The organism is Burkholderia sp. GW821-FHT14F03 (assembly GCF_058803765.1).
On the sequence record NZ_JBXAPG010000004.1, the window covers coordinates 15,954 to 37,044 of the forward strand.

The window sequence follows — 21,091 nt, forward strand, 5'->3', positions numbered from 1 at the left end:
CTTCCTCCCCCCCCCCCCCCCCCCCCCCCCCCCCCCCCCCCCCCCCCCCCCCCCCCCCCCCCCCCCGCGGGCCCGCCCCGCGACGTTTTCTTCATTCCCGCAATCAGGGCCACCGACATGAGCAACACGCCGATCACGCACACCATCGTCCCTCGCTGGGCCGACATCGACGCCACCCATCATCTGCGCCACAGCGCCTATTCGGACTGGGCGACGCACATGCGAACCGAATGGATGAACGGCAACGGCTTCACGCTGAAGCGGCTCATGGAGTTCAAGATCGTGCCGTTCCTGACCGAGGAGCGCACGCAATACATCTGGGAGATCTATCTCGGCGAATCGATCACGGTCGATCTCACGCTCGTCGGGATCAACCACAATGCATCGCGCTTCTTTCTGCGCCAGCATTTCACGCGGCGCAATCTGGTGTGCGCGCGCCACGAGGTCAAGGGCGCGTGGATGAACATCACGGAGCGGCGGCTCTCGCCGCCGCCGCCGGGCCTGCTCGAACTGATGCAGAGCCTGCCGCGCGCGGAGGATTATGCGGAGCTGGTGGATTAGGGGATGGCGGCGGACAGGCGCTTGTTGCGCCTGCGCATGCCTCGCTCGCGTACTTATGCAACTGCGGTGGCGCTCGTCCCGACCGGATCGTTTTGCGCCAGATAGCGCGTGCCGTCGCAGTAAATCCCACGCTGCTCCCACAATGCGCATGGCCACGACGTGAAAGCGGCAACGGATTCGTGAATGCATTCCGCCAGTAACTGATCCACCGCCAACGGTATCGTGCCGAGCTCGTCCCAAGCCGATAGGATCATTTTCTCGTAAGGGCGCAACTCGCGCGGCTCCGGCGGATACTTGTGTTTACCTGCGCGCGGTTCAACCGGGTTTCGAAGAAACCCGATATGTCGTTTCAGGCGTCGTTGCTCGCGCAGCAATTGCATCGCCTGCTCCTCCGGACTCTTCGGAACGTCGTACACCCATTCATTCGGTTGGCAGGCTGGGTGGTCGTCGACCGTTCCCGCCGACACAGTGGCGCAAAAGGCAGCACCGACCTTCTCGTACAAATGCCCGAGCACGCGTTCGTCTGCCTGATGGCGGGCCAGGATGCCGCGCCAACGGAAATTCAGGTAACGATGAGGTTGCATCAATGCTTCCAGGTCGTTGCCGGATGCCGCCGGGAGCGCAGCCATGTATTCGTTGTACAGCTTGGTGATTCGAGCGTCATCCGGCAGCTTGAAATCGTCCCTGAATCTCGGCTCCATTTGATCGAGCGGCGTCAACGGCACACCGGCTCGCAATGCTTCGGCAAACATATGTCTTAGCGGGATCAACGACAGATCTTGATCACGGCCCTGGTCGTCCGGTCCGTAGCCTCCGCCTACATCGGAATGCACGCCCGGGTAGACGACTTCCTCGCAATTGGCCGGGTAAGTCTTGTCGACTCGCACCGAATCGAGCGGAAATGCTCTTCTTACTTCGTGTGCCGAGACGTAGTGCAGGCAACGCTCCACTTCGGCCGGAACCGCCAGTTCCGATGCCCAGTCGAGATGCAAGGCAGGACCGCCAACCGAGGCGACCGTATCGAAGATACCCATGAAGCTGATGCGTACCGGTACGCGTACGCCACTCGGCGCTTGCCAGTGCAGCTTGCTGCCCTCTTTGATGCACTTCTGCTCGACGAAGCGGCGCGCAAAGGCACGCGCCTGCGTCGCCCCACGCGAAAATCCAAAGATTGCCACGGTGATTTCGCGCATGTGCTTCCACGAGCCCGGCCCCCAATCAAGCTCCAGCAGCCGGGAAAATTCCCCAAGGGCGAACTGGATCCGTAGATCGCCGCCCGCACCGAATCCGAGTCCAAGCGCCTCGCCTTCATCGTCTTTGAGATGATCGGTGTAGCCGACTACCTTGTCGAACTTGAATGGCGTCCCGACGCCGGGCAGGTAGGTCAACATCGCATCTTCATCTAAAGACCTCTTGGCAACACGAGATAGTTTTGCCACATTCGAGTGCTTGTTCTGCCGCAAGTCCCGATCCATGTTGTTGTTCGTCCCGTCGAAAAAAAACGATAGCGATGGGTGGAGCCGACATGCGATTACATCCTCACTATCAACAGGCTGTTGACATAGGATTCGCTTCGTTGCGCCGTCGATCGCGGCTCGTTTGAGTTCGTCATCAGTAGCTGGTGAGCCAGCTTGTCGAACAGCCATACGCTCTCCCATAGATTCGTTATTTTCCGACGCACCCTGACCGGCTAGGCGAAAACCCCAGTGAGGCAGTATTGCGATCTCGCAAAATGACGCACAGGTAGGCATCTGTTTTGTGCCAGTCAGCGTCTCGATGCGGACCGCCCTCAGGGAAATTCACTTGAACGCTATGCTTTTCGTCCGGCATCGTAATTGCTCCGGTTTTTGGGTCTTCCTCGCGTCCCCATTCCCACGTCACAGTAACTGGCTTGCTCCAGTCTTTCATGCCTGGAAAGCAGCATGCTGCTGCTCCCCCTCCACGTCCGTTCGCGTCAGCATCGCCTGCCCAATACTTCTCAACAAATATATTCACGGCATAACGGCTGGCATGGCTTATCGGCACCATCGCAAGTGCGGGTCCTCCTCCGGCCAATGGATCGTCAGGCATGGAACTGGCGCAAGCGGCTAACCCGAAGACCGCAAGTCCCGCCGCAAAGATCGGGGGCCGAAATCTAGAAAAAGTCATCTTGTACGTTCCTAACGGCAAATGCCGTGATGATGTTTGGTGCTGATATCCGTTTCGTCGCCCCGTTGAGTGCCGCGCGCTTGAGTGCTTCATTGGTAACCAGTTGACCAGCCTGCCGAACTGCCATGATGGCTCTCTGATATGCCATCTCACTTGGATAGGCATCCAGTCCCGCTCGGTGAGAATGCGAGAGCGGCAGTATTGCGGTCTCGTAAAATAACGCAAAGGTATGCGTCCGTCTTGTGCCAGTCTGGATCCTGGTGCGGGCCGCTCACTGGGAAGCTCACCTGAAGGCTATGCTTTTCGTCTGGCATCGTAACCCCCTCGGTTTTCGGATCTTCTTCCCGTCCCCACTCCCACGTCACGGTAACGGGCTTACTCCAATCCTTCGTGCCCAGAAAACAGCATGCGGCCTTTGTACCTCCTGCTGGTGCGGTCACATCGCCCGCCCAATACTTGCTAACGAAGATATTTACCGCATAGCGATCGGTATGGTTCACCGGCGCCATCGCAAGTGCGGGTCATCCCCCGGCCAATGGATCGTCAGGCGTGGAGCGAGCGCAAGCGGCTAACCCGAAGACCACAAATCCTGCCATCAAGGCCATACGCCGGAATTTAGCAAAACTCATCTTGTGCGTTCCTTCCAGCGAATGCCATGACTACGTTCTGCGCTGCCCGCTCGCGGCAGGCAGCAGTCGCTTCAACAATGCGGTACCTTCTTGCGAAGCATCGAACGCTTCTCCATGCCGCGCAGCAAGCACACAGTATTCCATTAGCGCACCGCCCCCTTCGATGCCTCTCTGCCGCGCGCGTTCGATCTGACGGCACACCAGCCCATAGCGCTCACGATCAGGCATGTCGGCGAACATCGAAGGATCAAGCTCGGTCAAATGCAACAGCAAGCTATCCGGCACACTTGCCTCGATCAAATCGTCGACTTGCGCCTGCGTCAGCTGAAACGGCGGCCGCAACGCTGGCGCCTCCGTAGAAATTTCGTTTTGCTCCCAATCGAGCCGGCGCAACACTCCATGGCGATCCCAATACCCCCATCGCAGCACCGGTGCAAAAAACGCCCGACGCTGGTCGTCGGATAACACGGGCCCCTTCACGAACAGTGTCTCGTCATTCAATGAGCCGGCCAGGGTCGCAAGAATGGATGGGTCCCAATAGGCCAGCACGATCGGGGTATCGTCGGGCAAACGGACACGCAAGAACTGCTTCACGTGTGCAGCAAGCTCTGCCAACGATAACGGTGACACGATCACCGTCGCACACGGCGACGCCGGTCCGTTTCGCTCCAACCAATCCCTCATCGATTCGAACCGAGCCGGCGGGATATAGATGAGATACGGCGATACAGCCTGCACCTCCGATCCGCCATCCATCAAGCAGACGAGATGGTCCGGTGAGCCCGACAGTGCGCCCGGCAGGCTGTCGTTATGCAAAGGAACTGCAAGCACGTACGCGTGTGCATCCAGCGCGCAACCCTCGGAGAAGATCGCCTGCAGCCCCATCACGCTCCCTGCGTCACAAAAGCACTACGGGCAGCGGCCTGCTTCATCAGGCATGGCGCGCATACCGCATCCGGCGGCAGCGGCATCGGGTAAGGCAAACTGACGGGACCGCTAAAGTTGTGCGTACCTCCTTTGATACCGATCTTGCCTGGGGCGTGGATCTCGATGTTGCCGCCGGATAGCCGAATATAGGCACCACCGGATGTGAGAAGGATCTCTTGCTTCGCGGCCACCTCGATCCTCTCGGTCGCAGACAGGACTTTTACCGATTTCTGCGCCGTCAGCTCGATATTGTCGGCATGCGCCTGGATCTCGATCTTGCCCTTCCCCGCGAACAACTTCATGCCGGCCTTCTGCACGAAAATGCTGATCCTGTCGGCAATGCTGGCGACCACGGACCTGCCTGCGGCCACATGAACGCTCTCGCCGCTCACCATGTTGACGTGTTGCTCGGCGCTCACGTGGACCGTCTGCCGGGTCGACAATCCAATTCCCGCGGGGCTGGCAAACAGCATCAACGGTTGCTTGAATGCATTCGCGTTGCCGGTGCCGCCTCCGGCCGTCCGGCCGCCCGAGGCGTCGCCGCCTACGGTATTCCGGGTGGCATCGGTGTACTGCTTCATCGCTTCGAAGCCCGGTGCAAGGGACTCGGCCAGATGTGCCGCACTCGCCTGCGACAGCGCCTCGATCACGCTCTCGGCATTCACCAGTTGTTGCCGCGCTTCGCGCACGTCGAGGGATTGACTGCGGGCGCTCGTGGAATGTGTGCCCAGATACAGGCCACGCGTCGCACGCAACGCACCATAGGCATCGGTGCGCAAATCGAAACCCGAGCCGAGATATTCGCCGCGCGTATTGCCCGTCTGCTGGATCAGGTAACCGAGGTGCAGTTGCGAGTTGCCTGGACTGCTATGCAACTGCACCCGGTTCTGCCCGGTCGCATCGTCAAACACCAGTTGGTTATAACCACGGCCTCCGTATTCCTTCGATCGATTGCCGGACAAAATTCCGTTCGAGTGCCATTGCGGCTGCGTCGCACCGTTGTATACGCGCGCAACGGCAACCGGACGATCACAATCTCCACCGATGTAGTCGATCAGCACCTCCTCGCCGACACGCGGAGGATGAACGGCACCATAGCCGCCGCCCGTATCGGATTGCACGATGCGAATCCAGCAAGATGCGCCTTCGTCACCCGGGTTCTGACGGTCCCACACGAAGCGCACCTTGATCCGGTTGAGTTCGTCGGTATGGACCTCTTCCCCCTTCCGCCCGACAACGATCGCCGTTTCAAGATGGGTAGCGGGTTTCCGGTGCTCGAACGGGCTGCGGAACGGCACGGCAGTGCGCTGCGCCTCGATCGTGACCCGGTAATAGCCGGCAGAGCCGTCGACATGCGGCACAGCGAACGCCGAGCTATCCGATCGGCCGGAGCGCGCGTCGTTGAACCTGGCCCGAAGGCTATGCGGAAAGCGCGCATCGTTCGCCCCGATCGGAATGTTGTTCGCGATCAGCCAGCCTGCTTCGACAGTGGCGAATTCGCGCTGCTCGACCGAATCGCGCTCATGCCCGGGATGGTCGGCGAGCATGAAGCGCTGACCGGCATCAATCGCTCGCCAACCGCCTTCGCCCTCGAACCGCTCGGCGCGCGACTCCCACTCCTCCATTCGAAACCGCGTAAGTGCATCCCCGCGCGACTGCGCCAGGTAGGTATAGGCTCCGGTATATTCGTACACCTCCGCCTGCTCCGGCAGTGCGCCTTGACCCGGCTGCGTCGGCAAACTCGTCTCCTTGGGATGGCGGGCGGCGGCGGGACGCTTGTAGTCGAACGTTCGAGTCGTATACGTCGTGCTCTGGAGCGCCCGGGTTCCTGACCATTGGGTCAGCGCATCCACTTCGCCATCCGTGCCGGATCGGTAGAAGCGTACGGTGCCCAGCGGCTTGAGGGCGGACAGTCGATCGGTGATGGTCAGGCTGTGCGAGCGTCCATCCGACGCCTGCTCCCAAAAACCATAAAGCCCCTCGTCCTCGAGCAATCGGTGCACGAAATTCCAGTCGCTTTCATCCTGACGGCAGAACGAACGTGACGGCAGCGCCTTGGCGAGGTTGAATTCGAATGCGCCGCGCGCCTGCGGATGCCGGTTGAACACATCGGTGACGATCTCGTCGACCGGCCGATCCTGCCAGATACGTTGGTCACGACGGAACTTCAGGAAGTGCATCCACGAGGCGAAGGTAATTTGGTAATAGGCAAGGCCCCCGTCGGCACCAAGGCGTCTCGCCGTATGAACATAGCCATGATGCGGCCGATAGGATCGGTCCGATTGCTGAATCCATAGCGTCACGGGCTGAGCGATCAACGCCTTGAGTTCCACACTGTCGTCCGCAGACACGACGTCGATCGTGAATTCGTAGTGCCGCCCGAGCCGTGCCCGGCCGCTCGCGCGCTGGGGCAGCAAGGCAGCGGTTCCCACTGGAACATCCAGCTTCATGAGACGATCCTGTTGAAGCTGAGCACTGCTGATGCTTCGCGCCAGACGATGCGCATCCATCGATATTCCCTTCTCTCGATCCGCTCCTGCATTGCCAGCGGATCCTTCTCTCTCCACTGGGCCCTCGCACAAAATTCTACAAACGTTGTGCCGAGTGGAGGTCGATCAGGGTGACGCCGTCTCGCTCGCCGCCACGCGAAAATCTCCGTCCGATACGAGCGCATCTGAACGGTTCCGATCACTGGATAGCGGGTAGGCGGCGCCTCATCGATCGATGACCGAAAATAATCAGCCCGCCCAAACAGGGAAAAAAGCGGCGGTGAACATTGTGGCAAACCGTCACATCGTGGCGTAGCGCGTCAGCCCAAGGCAATTTCTCTTGCCTGACGAAAACCGCATGCCGTCGCGCGCGCGACGAAACCGGAAATAAGCAGGATGGCAAAAAGTCAGGACGAAAAAAAGCCGTGCTCGCGCACGGCTCCTGGCTTTCCAACCCGGGCGGCATCGCGCCGCCCTCTCTCCCTCACTCAGCGCGCCGCAGCTTCTTCACCTCCGCGTCCGACGGCTGCACCGACGCGCCGTCCACATAGGCGAAGTTCGTCATCACGCCCTTGCCGTCCTTCAGCGCGGTGCGGCCGACATACGCGCCCATCGTCGACTGATGATCCTGCGCGCGATAGCGGATCGGCCCGAACGGCGTATCGAGCCCGAGGCCGCTGAATGCGCCGACCACCTTGTCGGTGTCGGTGCTGCCCGCCTTCTTCAGCCCTTCCGCGATCGACATCATCGCGGTGTAGCCCACCACCGAGCCCATGCGCGGCCAGTCGTTGTAGCGCTTGCGGAACGCATCGACGAAGCGCTGGTTCTCGGCCGTCTTCACCGCGTACCACGGATAGCCCGTGACCACCCAGTTCACCGGCGCCTCGGCCTGCAGCGGGCTCAGATACTCCGGCTCGCCCGTCAGCAGCGACACCACCTCGCGGCCGTCGAACAGATGGCGCGTATTGCCCTCGCGCACGAACTTCGCGAGATCGGTCGCGAACAGCGCGTTGAAGATCGCGTCCGGCTTCGCGTCGGCGAGCGCCTGCACGACCGCGCCCGCATCGACCTTGCCGAGCGGCGGCGCCTGTTCGGTGACGAACTCGACGTCGGGCTGCGCCGCCTTCATGAGCCGCTTGAAGGTCGCGGCCGCCGACTGTCCGTACTCGTAGTTCGGATAGACGAGCGCCCAACGCTTCTTGTGCAGCTTCACCGCCTCGTTGACGAGCATCGACACGAACATGTAGGTCGACGGCCGCAGGCGATACGTGTAGCGGTTGCCGTCTTCCCAGACGATCTTGTCGGTCAGCGGCTCGGCCGCGAGGAAGAACACCTTGCGCTGCTTCGCGAAGTCGGTCAGCGCGAGCCCGGTGTTCGACAGGAAGCCGCCGAACAGCAGCGACACGCGCTCGCGCGACACGAGATCCTCGGCCACGCGGATCGAATCGCCGGGATTGCCGTTGTCGTCGCGCGTGACGACCTCGAGCTTCTTGCCGAGCACGCCGCCCGACGCGTTGATCTCGTCGAGCGCCATCTGCCAGCCCTGGCGGTAGGGTTCGAGGAACGCCGGCTGTGCCTTGTAGCTGTTGATCTCGCCGATCTTGATGGTGTCCTGCGCATAGGCGGCGCCCGCGACGACGAGCCCCGCCGCCAGCGCGCACAGGGTGGTGATCCGTTGCAATGGGTTCATGGTGAAGTTAGCGACTCTCTCAGTAACACGGTGATGGACAAGGTGACGCACTGGCGATGATCGGCCTCACCCGGCGGCGTCGACGTTCACCTGCACCTGCCCGTCCTCGATCCGGACCGGATAGGTGCGCAGGTCTTCGGTCAGCGGCCGGCACATCGCCTTGCCGGTGCGGATGTCGAAACGCCCCTGGTGCAGCGGGCACTCGATCTCGCCGTTCTCGACGAAGCCGTCGCACAGGCGCGCAAGGCCGTGGGTGCAGCCGTTGTCGGTCGCGAACACCTCGTCGCCGAGCCGGTACAGCGCGACCTCGCGGCCGGCGACCTCGAACGCCAGCACGTTGTCGTCCCACAGGTCGTCGAAGCGCGCGACCGGATGCCAGGTGGTTTGAGCGGATGCGGTCATAGCGGGTAGATGATCGAGTTCGGAATCAGTTCGCTGTCGTACACGCAGACCCGCGATTCGAACCGCAGGCCTTCCGGCGTCTTGCGGATGCGGTCGAAGTAGCGGCCGGTGTTGTACACGTCGCTGATCTGGCCGGTCTTGGTGCGCAGCACCGCGTAGTTCGCCTCCACATGCCAGACGTCGCCGTCGACCTTGCGGATCAGCGGGTTGTCCACGATGTGACGCTGATAGTACGGGTCGTAAAAGAATGTCTCCTGCACGCCGAACGCGCGATCCTTGAGCATCGCCTTGTTCTCGAGATGCAGCAGCGCGAGCGGCAGGTTCTGCTCGTGGTTCTCGCGCGGCACGATCCGGTACTCACAGTCGTCCACGAAAAATTCCGGCCAGTTGTCCCATTGCCCGCCGTCGAGCACCGCGCTGTAGTCGGCATACAGTTGCACCAGCGCGTAGTAATCGTCGAAACCCACCATCATCAACCCTCCATCACGCGGCGCCAGTAGTCGTACATGCCGCGCACCAGCGTTTCCGTCACCATGTGGTCCGTGCGCTCGTCGAGCCCGCGGCCGCCCAGTTCGTTCACCGCCGAACCATACGGATTCGCATCGAAGGTCTGCTGCAGACACTCGACCACCTCGCCGTCGTCGGCCGACACGTAGCCCGCCGGCCCGACCAGGTTGGCCTGCCGCAGCCGGCGCTGGGTCATTTCCTCGTCGTCGGTCTCGAAGCCGAAATGCGTCCACACGTAGTCGAACATGCCCGGGCCCGCCGGCAGGATGCGGCGCGTCGCGAGCGTGTTGACGTTCTGCTGGATGATCACGCTCGGCATCAGCGTCAGCATCACCACGGTCGGATCGCCCCACCACGGCTCGTCCTGCACGTCGAGCAGGCGGCGGTCGTTGAGTTCCATCGTGGTCTTGAAGCTCGTGATGCCGCTCGTCGCCTCGCCCTGCCCGCCACGGCTGCGCTTCGACACCATCGCCGCGTGCCGGTGCTGCGCGTCCATCACCATCTCGCCCTTGTTATCGACGCGCCACAGCCCGAAGTTCACGAACCAGGTGTGCAGCAGGCCGCCGTGGTACGGATCCTTGATGTTCTCCTGCATCAGCTTCCAGTTGCCGGGAATGCGCTGCCGCGTGTAGCCGAGCAGCGTGAGCTTCGGGCCGTGGAACAGGCGGTCGAAGTACTTGAGGATCTCCGGCCCGAGGAAGTCTTCGAGCGATTCGACGTCGTGGTCGAAGCTCGCGAAGATCACGCCGCCGCGCGTCGCGACCTTGAGCTTGACGAGCCCGTGATCCTCGACGCGGAAGTCGGGCGGCATCCCGCCGTTCACGCGTCCGTCCTGCTTCACGCCGCGCCGGAACGGCACGCCCTCGAGGTCGCCCTTGAGGCTGTAGCTCCACTGGTGGTACGGGCAGCGGAATTCCGTCGCATTGCCCGCATTCTTGCGGCAAAAGCGCATGCCCTTGTGCGCGCAGACGTTTTCGACCACCTGAACCGTGTCGTCTTCGGCGCGCACCATGATCACCTGGCGTTCGCCGACATTGCTGAGCCGATAATCGCCCGGATTCGGAATTTCCGCTTCCAGGCCGACATAGCACCAATGCTTCTTATAGAAAAATCTTTCCAGTTCGCGCCGATATAAGTCCATATCGGTATATACCGGATATGGCGTGCGTGTGACGCCTTCTGGCAACAGGTTTGCTACATGCGGAGACATGGAATAGCCCTCGATCGGAAGGAATGCTGCGGCTTCGGGCCGGCGCACGCGAACGGGCGCGCCGTGCCGCGCGACGCGCGGCACGGACGGAGAACGGGCCAGCCTTTAATCGGAAACTTTTATTTCTATTACGCGAGACAGCACAACCCGCGAAGTATATGGCAGATGATCGATAGCGAGAAGAGACACAATGGAGATTTTTAGATCGCGAATGCCATCGATCCGATTCGACTGTCGATAATCAAATAGAAAGCTGATTACGCATGATTATTTACGTCTGTGTAACAGTGACCGGGGAAATGGAAACCGGCTGAATCAATCGCGAGGCGGACCGCGTTGCGCGCGGGCGGCGGCACGACGGTGAGTCGCGATCGACCATCGCCTCACCCTCGCGATTAGAATCACACCCGTTGCACACTTACTCCCCCCGACGACATGCTCATCCGAGACCGACTCCCGGCCGACAACGTGGTGCTGGTGGACATCTGGCATCGCGCGGTCAAGGCGACTCATGCGTTCCTGAGCGAACAGGACATCGCGGCGCTCTATCCGCAGGTGCGGGACCTGTACTTGCCGAATGTCGACGTGTGGGCCGCGCAGGCCGACGACGGCGCAATCGCCGGCTTCATCGGCACGCAAGGCGCGCAGGTCGAGATGCTGTTCGTCGATCCGGACTGGTTCGGCCGGCGGGTCGGCACCGCGCTGCTCGACCATGTCCGCGCGCGGCACGCGCGGTTGACGGTCGACGTGAACGAGCAGAATCCCGGCGCGCATGCGTTCTATCGCCGCTACGGCTTCAACGAGGTCGGCCGCTCGCCGACGGATTCGGCGGGCCGTCCGTTCCCGCTGATCCACATGGCACTCTGAGCGCCGTTCCACACAGCCCGCACACCACAGCGCGATCGAGCGGTTATCCACACGCCCGCCTGGATAAGCCGTGGACAATCGCGCTATTTTTCTGTGTGGCGATTGGGGATAAGCTGCGCCGCACAGCAAAACAGGGAAAAGTTATCCCAGGCCGCGGCCTGTGCCCCACATTCAGTCCGCACAGTTACGCAAACCGCACAGCGTTGAACGCGTTGCATATTTGCCGCTTATCCACAGGCGCGGGCCTGTGTTGTTAACTATTACCTACGTATACATACAGATCTATAGAAAACCTCTGGGGAACGCACGCGCAGCGCCTGAAATCGGGCAGTGCGCCCGGGCGAACCGGGTTTCCACGCTATCGCAGCGCCATAGCGAAACAGCCCGAACCGGCCAAGGCCGATTCGGGCTGTTCGAGTTTTCCACTGCGCGCGCCGCACGGTGAGGTGCGGCGCACATTCCTCCACGACTCACCGCTTGCCGAACACGTCCCGATACGCGGCGTGCATCGCCAGCAACGGTGCGGCGACCAGCAGCGGCGTCAGCACCAGCGCCTTGAGCGGCGTATCCGCGAACGACACCGCATACGCGCCGGCCGTGATCGCGGCGATGCCGGGCACGAGGATCTTCCAGTTGCGCAGTGCCGCCAGCGCGCTGGCCGCGATCGCGTGGGTCGCCGACACGTTGTCGAGCATCACGAGCGCCGGTGCGAACCAGGCGAGCGCCACCGCCAACGTGAAAACCGGCGTAGCGACCAGCCAGTCGGCCGCGAAGCTCACGCCCGGCGTCATCATCAGCACGTCGCGCAGACCGAAGGTGAAGACGTAGGCAATCAGCACCATCACCGCGCCGTACAGGCCGACCGCGATCAGCGCACTGCGGCGCGCGCGCAGTGCGTCGAACGTGTCGCGCAGGCTCACCGCGCGGCCTGCCTGCGCGCGTCCCGCCGCATACATCAGCGCCCCGGCGAGCCACGGCGCGAAGAACACGGCGAGCGGGCGCAGCGCCGGTGCGAGTTCGAGCAGCGTGATGAAGTCCGCATACGCGAGGATCGCGCCGAGCCACATCAGCGGATGTTCGCGCGCGGCGTCCCAGCCGCTCGCGAGCCACGCGAAGGGGCGGGCGAGGTCGACTTCCCGCGCGTACGGCAGCGCTTGGCGCGCCCGGGCTGATCGTTGGGTACCGCTCAGATATTCGAGGTTCATGATTATGTCCTTTCTGGTAGCGAGTCCTGCACGTGCGGAAGAAGCCGCCGGTCGCGCGAGCCGCGCCCGGCGGCGGGGATCAGGTGCTGCTGTCGCGATCGAGGCTCGACGACACGCGATCGATCTGTTGCTTCACATAGCGCGCGAGCCCGCGCCACGTCAGACGGGTGAGCCATACGCACAGCAGCAGGCCCGCGAGACCGATGGGCAGCAGCAGCACGCCGAGGCTGGATTTGACGTTCGATACCACGACGCCGTCGTTCGCCGACACCTCGACGTGTTGCTTTTCGCCGTTGACCGAGATCTGGCCGTCATCGATCGACACCATGCTGCCGCCGCTGTTGATGATCATGCGGCCCTTGCCGTGTTCGCCCTGGGTGATCTTCACGCGATCGCCGTCGTTGTCCTTGATGTCCCACACGACCGACTTCGCATCCTTGCCGGTGCGCGCGAGCGACACACGCGCGCCTTCGTCGCTCTTGAGGTCGAGCGCGATCACGTCGTCGCGTGCGATGCTGTAGCTGCCGTCGTTGGCCTTCACGAGCACGTTCTTGGTGTCGAGCCCGACCGTCTCGAGCGTCAGGTTGCCGTCTTCCTTGCGCATCTCGACCGCGCCGTGCGTGGTGACCATCGACAGCTTCGAATCCTCGGCGAGATCGATCACGTAACGGTCGCCGACGATGCGCAGCTCGTGGATCCCGTCGAGCGCCTTGGTGAGGTTGGCGTTGGTGCCGTCCGCATTGAGGACGGTGCCGGGCGCGGCGGCCGCGCTCGCCGCGCTGCCGCCCCGATCGCCGATGACGATGTTGATCGGATGCCCGTCGAGCGACGGCGTGCCGAACAGGTGATGGCCGCCGAACACGACGAGCGCGACCAGCCCCGCGACGGTCAGCGCGCCCGAGATCACGTAGCCCGCCGTGAGCACGAGCAGGTAGATCATGAACGGCACGAGCAGCAGCATGTTCAGCAGCCCGAGCCCGGCCACCGAGCTGACCACCCGCAGCAGGTTGCCGAACGAGCGGCGGTCCTGCCATTGCTTGTAGTTGGCCTGCGCCTTCAGCTCGCGGGCGAGCTTCACGGGATCGCCGAGCGCCGCGATCACGTCTTCTTCGCTGCGGCCCGCGGCGAGCCCGTCGCTGATGTACTCGTGGTAGTCGGCGACGATTTCGTCGACCGCCTGTTTCGGCAAGTTGCTGAGTTCGTCCCGCAACGCCTGGATGAATGCTTCCTGCTTCATTGTGTTTCCCCTCTGTCCGCTGCCAAGCTGGGTAGTCCCAGCACTCCGTTCACTTCGTCGACGAAACTGCGCCATTCGCCTTCCATCTCCCGCAGACTGCGCCGGCCTGCATCGGTCATCGAGTAGTACTTGCGCGGCGGGCCCGAGGTGGATTCGACCAGGTAGGTCGACACCCACGCCTCGGTCTGCAAGCGCCGCATCAGCGGGTAGATCGTGCCCTCGCTGATTTCCATCGTCGCGGAGAGCGTCGACACCAGCTCGTAGGCGTAGCTGTCGCCGCGCGCCAGCACCGCGAGCACGCACATGTCGAGTGTTCCTTTCTTCAGTTGGGTTTTCATGCCATGTCACTTACGTAGTGTGTGTTGCAAGGTACCGTGTTATGTACTGCACGCGGCCGCGTCACGGAGCCCGTTGACATGTGCGGACTATAGCAGCGGCTATTGTTTTATGCAAGGTACTGTTCTATGCACGGCAATCAATAAATCGGGTCAGGTTGAGTGCTGACGGGGACGGGCCGCGTGGCGGGGCGGCGGACGCCGCTTCCGCCGGCCGGCGCGCCGGTCCGCCCAGAACGCAGTTTGAATTGACTGAGAGCGCACACCGGCGCGCGCGCCCGGCGATTCGCCGCATAGTCACACCAGTTCACTCAGCGAGGTCCGGCATGGCAGTGCACCACGGCGACGGCAAGGCGTACGACTACATCGTGATCGGCGGCGGCTCCGCCGGCTGCGTCGTGACCCACCGGCTGGTCGAGGCGGGCCACCGGGTGCTGCTGCTCGAAGCCGGGCCGCCCGACAATTCGCTCTTCATCCACACGCCCGCGACCTTCGTGCGCGTGATCGGCACGCGGCGCACCTGGATCTACGAGACCGAGCCGCAGGCGCACGCGGCGGGCCGCCGGATGTCGGTGCCGCAGGGCCGCACGCTGGGCGGCGGCAGCTCGGTCAACGCGATGGTCTACATCCGCGGCACCCCGGCCGACTACGACGGCTGGCGCGACGCCGGCTGCGCCGGCTGGGGCTGGGCCGACGTGCTGCCGTTCTTCCGCCGCGCCGAGCGCAACCAGCGGCTCGCCGGCCCGCTGCACGGCGTCGACGGGCCGCTCGCGGTCAGCGACACGCCGTACCGCCATCCGCTCAGCCAGGCCTTCGTGCGCGGCGCGCAGGAGCTGGGCTTCGCGTACAACGACGATTTCAACGGCGCCGGGCAGGCGGGCGTCGGCTTCTACCAGACCACCACCTTCGACGGCCGGCGCGGCAGCACCGCCGCGACCTATCTGGCCGCGGTGCGCGGCGATCCGAAGCTGACCGTCGAAACGGACGCGTGCGTGACGCGCATCGTGTTCGAGCACGGCGCGGCGGTGGGCGTGCAGTATCGGCGCGGCGGCGTCGAGCGCACGGTGCGCGCGCAGCGCGAGATCGTGCTGAGCGCGGGCGCGCTCGCGAGCCCGAAGCTGCTGATGCTGTCCGGCGTCGGGCCGGCCGGGCAGCTGCTCGAGCACGGCGTCCCGGTCGTGCACGACGCGCCCGACGTGGGCCGGCACTTCCAGGACCACCTCGAAGTGTCGCTGTACGGCCGCGCGCGCCGGCCGATCAGCCTGCTCGGCCAGGACCGCGGCTGGAACGCGCTGCGCCACGGCGCGCAGTACGGGCTGTTCCACACCGGGCTGCTGACCTCGAACGTGGTCGAGAGCGGCGGCTTCTTCGACACCCGCGGCAGCGGCCGGCCCGACGTGCAGTTCCACGTGCTGCCCGTGCTGGTCGGCGACGTCGGCCGCGCCCCGCTCGACGGCCACGGCATCTCGCTGAACCCATGCTTCCTGCGACCGAAATCGCGCGGCGTCGTGCGGTTGCGCAGCGCCGACCCGCAGGCGCCGATCCGCTTCGACGGCCAGTTCCTGAGCCATCCCGACGATTTCGCGACGCTGCGGCGCGGCCTCGATCTCGCGCGCGAGATCCTGCGTGCGCCGTCGATGACGAAGCTGATCTCGGCCGAGCTGCTGCCCGCCGGCACCCGGACCGATCTCGACGCCTACGTGCGCGAGCACGCGAAGACGGTGTATCACCCGGCCGGCACCTGTCGGATGGGCGGCGACGCCGACGCGGTCGTCGATCCCGAGCTGCGTGTGCGCGGCGTGCGCGGGCTGCGCATCTGCGACGCGTCGGTGATGCCGTCGCTCGTGTCCGGCAACACCAATGCGCCGACGATCATGATCGCCGAGCGCTGCGCGGCGTTCCTGCTCGCGTCCGCGCCGCACGCGGCCGACCCGACCGCGCGGGCGGGTGCTGTCGCCGGCCCGCGCTTCACTCATGAGGAGACCTGAACCATGCAATCCTTCGCAAACCGCGTCGCGCTGATCACGGGCGGCGGCACCGGGATCGGCGCCGCCGTCGCCCGCAAGTTCACCGAGGCGGGCGGCAAGGTCGTGCTGCTCGGCCGCCGCCGCGAACCGCTCGACGCCGTGGCGCGGCCGCTCGGCGGCCTCGCGGTCGCGGGCGACGCCGCCGCGCGCGACGATGTCCGGCGCGCGCTCGCCGCCGCGCGCGACGCGTTCGGCGGCGTCGACGTGCTGATCGCGAACGCGGGCGGCCACGGCGTCGGCAGCGCGCTCGACACTGACGACGACGCCTGGGCGCAGGCGACCCGCCTCAATCTCGACACCGCCTTCGTCTGCGCGCGCGAGCTGCTGCCGGAGTTGATCGAGCGGCGCGGCAACATCGTGATCGTGTCGTCGCTGGCCGGCCATTTCGCCGGCCCGGAGGTGGTCGGCTACGTGACCATGAAGCACGCGCTGCTCGGCCTCACGCGCTCGCTTGCGCGCGACTACGGGCGCGCCGGCGTGCGCGTGAACGCGATCTGCCCGGGCTGGGTGCGCACCGCGATGGCCGACGAGCAGATGGACGCGCTGAGCGCGAGCCAGGGCCTCGCGACGCGCGAGGACGCGTATCGCCTCGTCACGCGCGACGTGCCGCTCGGCCGGCCGGCCGAGCCCGACGAGGTGGCCGACGCGACGCTGTTCCTCGCTTCGCCGCAGGCCGCGATGATCACCGGCACGTCGCTGATGGTCGATGGCGGCGCTTCCGCCGTCGATCTGCCTACGGTCGCCTTCGCGCGCTGAGCCGGGCGCGTCTCCCTTTCCCTGATACCGAGGATCATTCCCATGGACCACAACCGCCCACAGGACTGGAAAAACTACGAGGATTTCGCGGCCGGCATCGACGCCAACCGGCTGCCGCCGACCCAGGCGCTCGTCGGCCGCGCGTTCACGTTCGCGCTGCCCGACGGCGATTTCCACGCGCGCTTCATCGACGGCCATGCACTCGCCTGGCGTCGCGGCGACGCGAGCGACACCGACTGGTACGAGGCGATCGAGGTTGCCGCGTCGACCTATTTCGTCGACATCACGTTCCGCGGCCGCCCGCCCGACGCGCTGACGCTGGTGTTCAGCACCGCGAGCGCGCGCGTGCTGGCCGTGCTGTCGACGATCCGCAGCCGCGAGGTCGCGGGCGCCGCGCCGCGCGTGGCGCAGACCTTCCTGGCCGGCACGCTGGCGGGCCAGCCCGCGCAGGGCGCGGCGCCCGCCGAGACGCGCGACCTGATCGGCGTGCGCACGCTCAACGTGTACAGCCCGAACCACACCTACGAGCATACCTATCTGAGCAGCACGCGCTACTGCTGGCAGTGCCTCGTCGGCGAGCAGCGCGGGCACGGCGACGTCGATCTCGCGACCACCTGGAAGTTCGCGGACGACCTCTACCTGTTCACGTTCCGCGAATTCCTGATTCCGGTCGCGTCGGTGTTCGTCTTCAACTTCCAGGCCGGCCGTTCGACCGGCAAGTTCCTCGGCGAGACGGGCGACGGCGCGATCGCGAACAATCCGGCCGGCTCGTTCATCCACAAGCTGTCCCACACCGTCTACCCGACCGATGCCCAACCCGTCTGAGGAGCATGTGATGCGCACGCCTTACCAGATCATCGCCGAACACTACGCGGCGTCCGACCGCCGCGACCTTGCGGCGATGATGGCTGACCTCGCGCCGGACATCGAATGGATCGAGATGGCGGGTTTTCCGTGCGCGGGCACCTACCGCAGCGCGGACGAGATCGTCCGCAACGTGTTCGCGCGGCTCGGCGCCGAGTGGGACGGCTACGCCTTCACGCTCGAATCGCTGCACGACGCGGGCGACACCGTGCTCGGCGTCGGCTGGTACGCGGGCGCGCACAAGCTGACCGGCAAGGCGTTCCGCTGCCGGGTCGCGCACGTGTGGCGCGTCGAGGCGGGCCGCATCGTGCGCTTCGAGCAGTTCACCGACACGCTGCTCGTCGCGCGCGCGACGGAGCCGTGAGCGCCGCGCGCCGTTCATTTTCCGCACTTCCGCAAGCAAGGACCTCTTCATGCAACTGGCCGAACTCTCGACCCAGCACCAGCGTCAATCGGACTTTCTCGCGCGCCGCTCCTTCGGCAACTGGATCGACGGACGCGAGGTCGCGCCGCACTCGGCGCGCCATCTGAGCGTCATCGATCCGGCCACCGAGATGACGATCGCGGACGTCGCCGACAGCGACGCGCACGACATCGACGCGGCGGTGCGCGCCGCACGCCGCGCCTTCGAGGCCGACAGCTGGGCGAAGCTGCGCCCGGCCGACCGCGAGCGGCTGCTGCACGCGCTCGCCGAGCAGATCGAGCGGCACGCGGACGAGCTGGCCGCGCTGGAAACGCTCGAAACCGGCAAGCTCCTCGACGTCGCGCGCGCGATCGACGTGTTCGGCGGCGCCGAGTTCGTGCGCTACATGGCGGGCTGGACCACCAAGATCGAAGGCTCGACGCTCGACACCTCGATCCCCGTCCCGCCGGGCACGGAATACTTCGCCTACACGAAGCGCGAGGCGGTCGGCGTGGTCGGCGCGATCGTGCCGTGGAATTTCCCGCTCGCGATCGCGCTGTGGAAGGTCGCGTCGGCGCTCGCGTGCGGCTGCACCGTGGTGCTCAAGCCGTCGGAGGAAACCCCGCTGACCGCGCTGCGGCTCGGCCAGCTCGCGCAGCAGGCGGGCCTGCCGCCCGGCGTGCTCAACATCGTCACGGGCAGCGGCGGGGAGGCGGGCGCGGCGCTCGTCGCGCACCCGGGCGTCGACAAGATCACTTTCACGGGCTCGGTCGAGGTCGGCAAGCGCATCGGCCATGTCGCGGTCGACCGGATGGCGCGCTTCACGCTCGAACTGGGCGGCAAGTCGCCGCTGATCATCTTCGACGATGCCGATCCCGAAGCAGCCGCGCAGGGCGCCGCGCAAGGCATCTTCTTCAACCAGGGGCAGGTGTGCACCGCGGGCTCGCGGGTCTACGTGCAAAAGCGCAGCTTCGAGCGGGTGGTCGCGGAACTCGCGGCGGCGGCCGAGCGGCTGCGCATCGGCTCGGGCTTCGATCCGCTCGCGCAGCTCGGCCCGCTCGTCTCGAAGGGCCATTTCGAGCGCGTGCTCGCCCATATCGCGCAGGCCCGGGAAGAGGGCGCGACACTCGTCACGGGCGGCGAACGCGCGCTCGCGGGCGGCTATTTCGTGAAGCCGACCGTGTTCGTCGACACCGACGCGTCGATGCGCATCGTGCGCGAGGAGGTGTTCGGCCCGGTGGTGACCGTGATGCCGTTCGAGGACGCCGACGATGCGGTGCGGCTCGCGAACGGCTCGGACTTCGGGCTCGCGGCGAGCGTGTGGTCGCGCGACCTGTCGCGCGTGCACCGCATCGTGCCGCGCCTGAAGGCGGGCATCGTGTGGGTCAACACCCACAACATGCTCGACAGCAACCTGCCGTTCGGCGGGGTCCGGCAGTCCGGCTACGGACGCGAGCTGGGCCGTGCCGCGCTCGATCAGTTCACCGAACTGAAGTCGGTCTGCATCGCGCACTGACGCACGCGGCGGGCACGCATCCCGCCGCCGACAACAACGTCCATCAGGAGACACCATGAAGCCGTTTTCCCCCCTCACGACACGCCGGCTCGCGCTCGCGCTGGCCGGCGCGGCCGGGCTGCTCGCGCTGCCGGCCGCGCACGCGCAGAGTTGCGGCCAGTCGACCGGCAAGCCGGCCGGCGGCGCGCCGATCCCGATCGGCGCGATCGTCGGCAAGACCGGTCCGGACGATTTCAGTTCGTCCGCGCAGGCGGCCGCCGCGTATTTCAAGTGCGTGAACGCGAACGGCGGGATTCACGGCCGGCCGATCCAGTACCTGGTCGAGGACGACCAGTGGAACCCGGAAACCGCCTCGCAGGTCGCGTCGAAGCTCGTGCGCGACCGCAAGGTGCTCGCGCTCGCGGGCAACGCGAGCTTCGTCGAATGCGGCGCGAACGCGAAGTTCTACGAGCAGGAGAACGTGATCGCGATCGCCGGCGTGGGCGTGCCGCGCGAATGCTATTTCGCGCGCAACTACGTGCCGCTCAACATGGGGCCGCGCCTGTCGATGACCCAGGTGGCGCTGTACGCGAAGCAGCAGTACAAGGCGACCCGCATGGTCTGCATCGCGCCGAACATCCCGAGCCTCGGCCGCTGGTCCTGCGAGGGCCCGACGCTGTGGGGCAAGCAGAACGGCGTGACGGTCGACACGATCGTGATGGATCCGGATTCCGCCGATCCGACCTCGGTCGTGCTGCAGGCGGCCTCGAAGAACCCGCAGGCGATCCTGCTCGGCCTGCCGAAGGGGCTCATGGTGCCGATCCTCGCGGCGGCCGAGCAGCAGAACCTCGGCAAGCGGATCCATTTCGTGTCGGCGGCGTCCGGCTACGACCTCGGCGTGCCGAAGGCGATCGGGCCGTACTGGCAGGGCAATTTCGACGTCAACCTCGAATTCCAGCCGCTCGACGCGACCACGCCCGACAACCGCAACTGGCTCGCGGTGATGAACCGCTACGGCGACCCGAAGAACCCGCGCGACACCTTCTCGCAGGCCGGCTACCTCGCCGCGCGGCTCGTCGCCGACACGCTGCTCAAGCTGCCCGCCGACCAGCTCGACCGCGCCCACGTGAGCGCCGCGCTGCGCGACGTGAAGGACTTCCGCAGCGACATCCTGTGCGAGCCGTTCTATGTCGGCGCGGGCGCGCGCCACAACGCGAACCACGCGGGACGGGTCGCGCAGTCGACCGGCTCGGGCTGGAAGACGGTGTCGACCTGCCAGTCCGTCGACGATCCGCAACTGGCCGACCTCCGCGCGACCGAACCGAAGGCGCATTGATGC

19 protein-coding genes are annotated in these 21,091 nt (G+C 65.2%); 8 read left to right on the top strand and 11 right to left on the bottom strand.

What is annotated here, in order from left to right:
• The first annotated feature begins 117 nt into the window (after positions 1 to 117).
• Entirely contained in the window at positions 118 to 561 is a 444-nt protein-coding gene (locus AC1RQF_RS03830; protein WP_273999735.1) for an acyl-CoA thioesterase, read from the top strand.
• Between the two features lie 53 nt (positions 562 to 614).
• Here AC1RQF_RS03830 and AC1RQF_RS03835 read toward each other — a convergent pair whose 3' ends face one another.
• The 8 genes from AC1RQF_RS03835 to AC1RQF_RS03870 form a co-directional block, all read right to left on the bottom strand.
• Positions 615 to 2,207 (bottom strand): T6SS phospholipase effector Tle1-like catalytic domain-containing protein, encoded by a 1,593-nt coding sequence (locus tag AC1RQF_RS03835; RefSeq protein ID WP_492871350.1) that lies wholly within the window; start codon positions 2,205 to 2,207, stop codon positions 615 to 617.
• A gap of 651 nt (positions 2,208 to 2,858) precedes the next feature.
• Positions 2,859 to 3,218 carry a DUF3304 domain-containing protein gene (locus tag AC1RQF_RS03840; protein WP_273999737.1) on the bottom strand — a complete coding sequence of 120 codons (360 nt, stop codon included), beginning with the start codon at positions 3,216 to 3,218 and terminating at the stop codon, positions 2,859 to 2,861.
• 150 nt (positions 3,219 to 3,368) lie between these two features.
• Positions 3,369 to 4,223, bottom strand: coding sequence for a DUF4123 domain-containing protein (locus tag AC1RQF_RS03845; RefSeq protein WP_274004405.1), 855 nt, complete (start codon positions 4,221 to 4,223; stop codon positions 3,369 to 3,371).
• On the bottom strand, positions 4,223 to 6,775 hold the full coding sequence (locus AC1RQF_RS03850; protein ID WP_492871351.1) for a type VI secretion system Vgr family protein: 2,553 nt from the start codon (positions 6,773 to 6,775) through the stop codon (positions 4,223 to 4,225). Before AC1RQF_RS03850 ends, AC1RQF_RS03845 begins: the two co-directional genes overlap by 1 nt.
• A gap of 463 nt (positions 6,776 to 7,238) precedes the next feature.
• Positions 7,239 to 8,444 (bottom strand): ABC transporter substrate-binding protein, encoded by a 1,206-nt coding sequence (locus AC1RQF_RS03855; RefSeq protein ID WP_273999740.1) that lies wholly within the window; start codon positions 8,442 to 8,444, stop codon positions 7,239 to 7,241.
• A gap of 66 nt (positions 8,445 to 8,510) precedes the next feature.
• On the bottom strand, positions 8,511 to 8,846 hold the full coding sequence (locus tag AC1RQF_RS03860; RefSeq protein ID WP_273999742.1) for a non-heme iron oxygenase ferredoxin subunit: 336 nt from the start codon (positions 8,844 to 8,846) through the stop codon (positions 8,511 to 8,513).
• Positions 8,843 to 9,319 (bottom strand): aromatic-ring-hydroxylating dioxygenase subunit beta, encoded by a 477-nt coding sequence (locus AC1RQF_RS03865; RefSeq protein ID WP_273999743.1) that lies wholly within the window; start codon positions 9,317 to 9,319, stop codon positions 8,843 to 8,845. Before AC1RQF_RS03865 ends, AC1RQF_RS03860 begins: the two co-directional genes overlap by 4 nt.
• Complete coding sequence (locus AC1RQF_RS03870; RefSeq protein ID WP_273999745.1) at positions 9,319 to 10,563, bottom strand: aromatic ring-hydroxylating dioxygenase subunit alpha; 1,245 nt, start codon at positions 10,561 to 10,563, stop codon at positions 9,319 to 9,321. Before AC1RQF_RS03870 ends, AC1RQF_RS03865 begins: the two co-directional genes overlap by 1 nt.
• 435 nt (positions 10,564 to 10,998) lie before the next feature.
• On the opposite strand from AC1RQF_RS03870, the gene AC1RQF_RS03875 reads away from it, so the two are divergent.
• Positions 10,999 to 11,430 carry a GNAT family N-acetyltransferase gene (locus tag AC1RQF_RS03875; protein WP_273999746.1) on the top strand — a complete coding sequence of 144 codons (432 nt, stop codon included), beginning with the start codon at positions 10,999 to 11,001 and terminating at the stop codon, positions 11,428 to 11,430.
• 470 nt (positions 11,431 to 11,900) lie between these two features.
• Here the strand turns inward: AC1RQF_RS03875 and AC1RQF_RS03880 are convergent, their stop codons facing one another.
• The 3 genes from AC1RQF_RS03880 to AC1RQF_RS03890 form a co-directional block, all read right to left on the bottom strand.
• On the bottom strand, positions 11,901 to 12,635 hold the full coding sequence (locus tag AC1RQF_RS03880; protein ID WP_273999747.1) for a BPSS1780 family membrane protein: 735 nt from the start codon (positions 12,633 to 12,635) through the stop codon (positions 11,901 to 11,903).
• A 79-nt stretch (positions 12,636 to 12,714) separates the two neighbouring features.
• The gene (locus tag AC1RQF_RS03885; protein ID WP_273999748.1) at positions 12,715 to 13,872 is read right to left on the bottom strand and encodes a DUF1700 domain-containing protein; all 1,158 of its coding nucleotides are present in this window, start codon (positions 13,870 to 13,872) and stop codon (positions 12,715 to 12,717) included.
• Positions 13,869 to 14,210 (bottom strand): PadR family transcriptional regulator, encoded by a 342-nt coding sequence (locus AC1RQF_RS03890; protein WP_273999749.1) that lies wholly within the window; start codon positions 14,208 to 14,210, stop codon positions 13,869 to 13,871. The genes AC1RQF_RS03885 and AC1RQF_RS03890 overlap by 4 nt, the downstream gene beginning before the upstream one ends.
• A gap of 323 nt (positions 14,211 to 14,533) precedes the next feature.
• Between AC1RQF_RS03890 and AC1RQF_RS03895 the strand changes: the two genes are divergently transcribed.
• The 6 genes from AC1RQF_RS03895 to AC1RQF_RS03920 are packed head-to-tail and all read left to right on the top strand — an operon-like array spanning position 14,534 to position 21,088.
• Positions 14,534 to 16,195, top strand: a complete 1,662-nt coding sequence (locus AC1RQF_RS03895; protein ID WP_273999751.1) for a GMC family oxidoreductase — start codon at positions 14,534 to 14,536, stop codon at positions 16,193 to 16,195.
• Between the two features lie 3 nt (positions 16,196 to 16,198).
• Positions 16,199 to 16,990, top strand: coding sequence for an SDR family NAD(P)-dependent oxidoreductase (locus AC1RQF_RS03900; RefSeq protein ID WP_492871352.1), 792 nt, complete (start codon positions 16,199 to 16,201; stop codon positions 16,988 to 16,990).
• Between the two features lie 42 nt (positions 16,991 to 17,032).
• Positions 17,033 to 17,815 carry a molybdenum cofactor biosynthesis F family protein gene (locus tag AC1RQF_RS03905; RefSeq protein WP_492871353.1) on the top strand — a complete coding sequence of 261 codons (783 nt, stop codon included), beginning with the start codon at positions 17,033 to 17,035 and terminating at the stop codon, positions 17,813 to 17,815.
• Between the two features lie 10 nt (positions 17,816 to 17,825).
• Positions 17,826 to 18,218, top strand: coding sequence for a nuclear transport factor 2 family protein (locus tag AC1RQF_RS03910; RefSeq protein ID WP_273999754.1), 393 nt, complete (start codon positions 17,826 to 17,828; stop codon positions 18,216 to 18,218).
• Between the two features lie 49 nt (positions 18,219 to 18,267).
• Positions 18,268 to 19,773, top strand: coding sequence for an aldehyde dehydrogenase family protein (locus AC1RQF_RS03915; protein WP_273999755.1), 1,506 nt, complete (start codon positions 18,268 to 18,270; stop codon positions 19,771 to 19,773).
• A gap of 55 nt (positions 19,774 to 19,828) precedes the next feature.
• Entirely contained in the window at positions 19,829 to 21,088 is a 1,260-nt protein-coding gene (locus tag AC1RQF_RS03920) for an ABC transporter substrate-binding protein (protein WP_492871354.1), read from the top strand.
• Positions 21,089 to 21,091 lie beyond the last annotated feature (3 nt).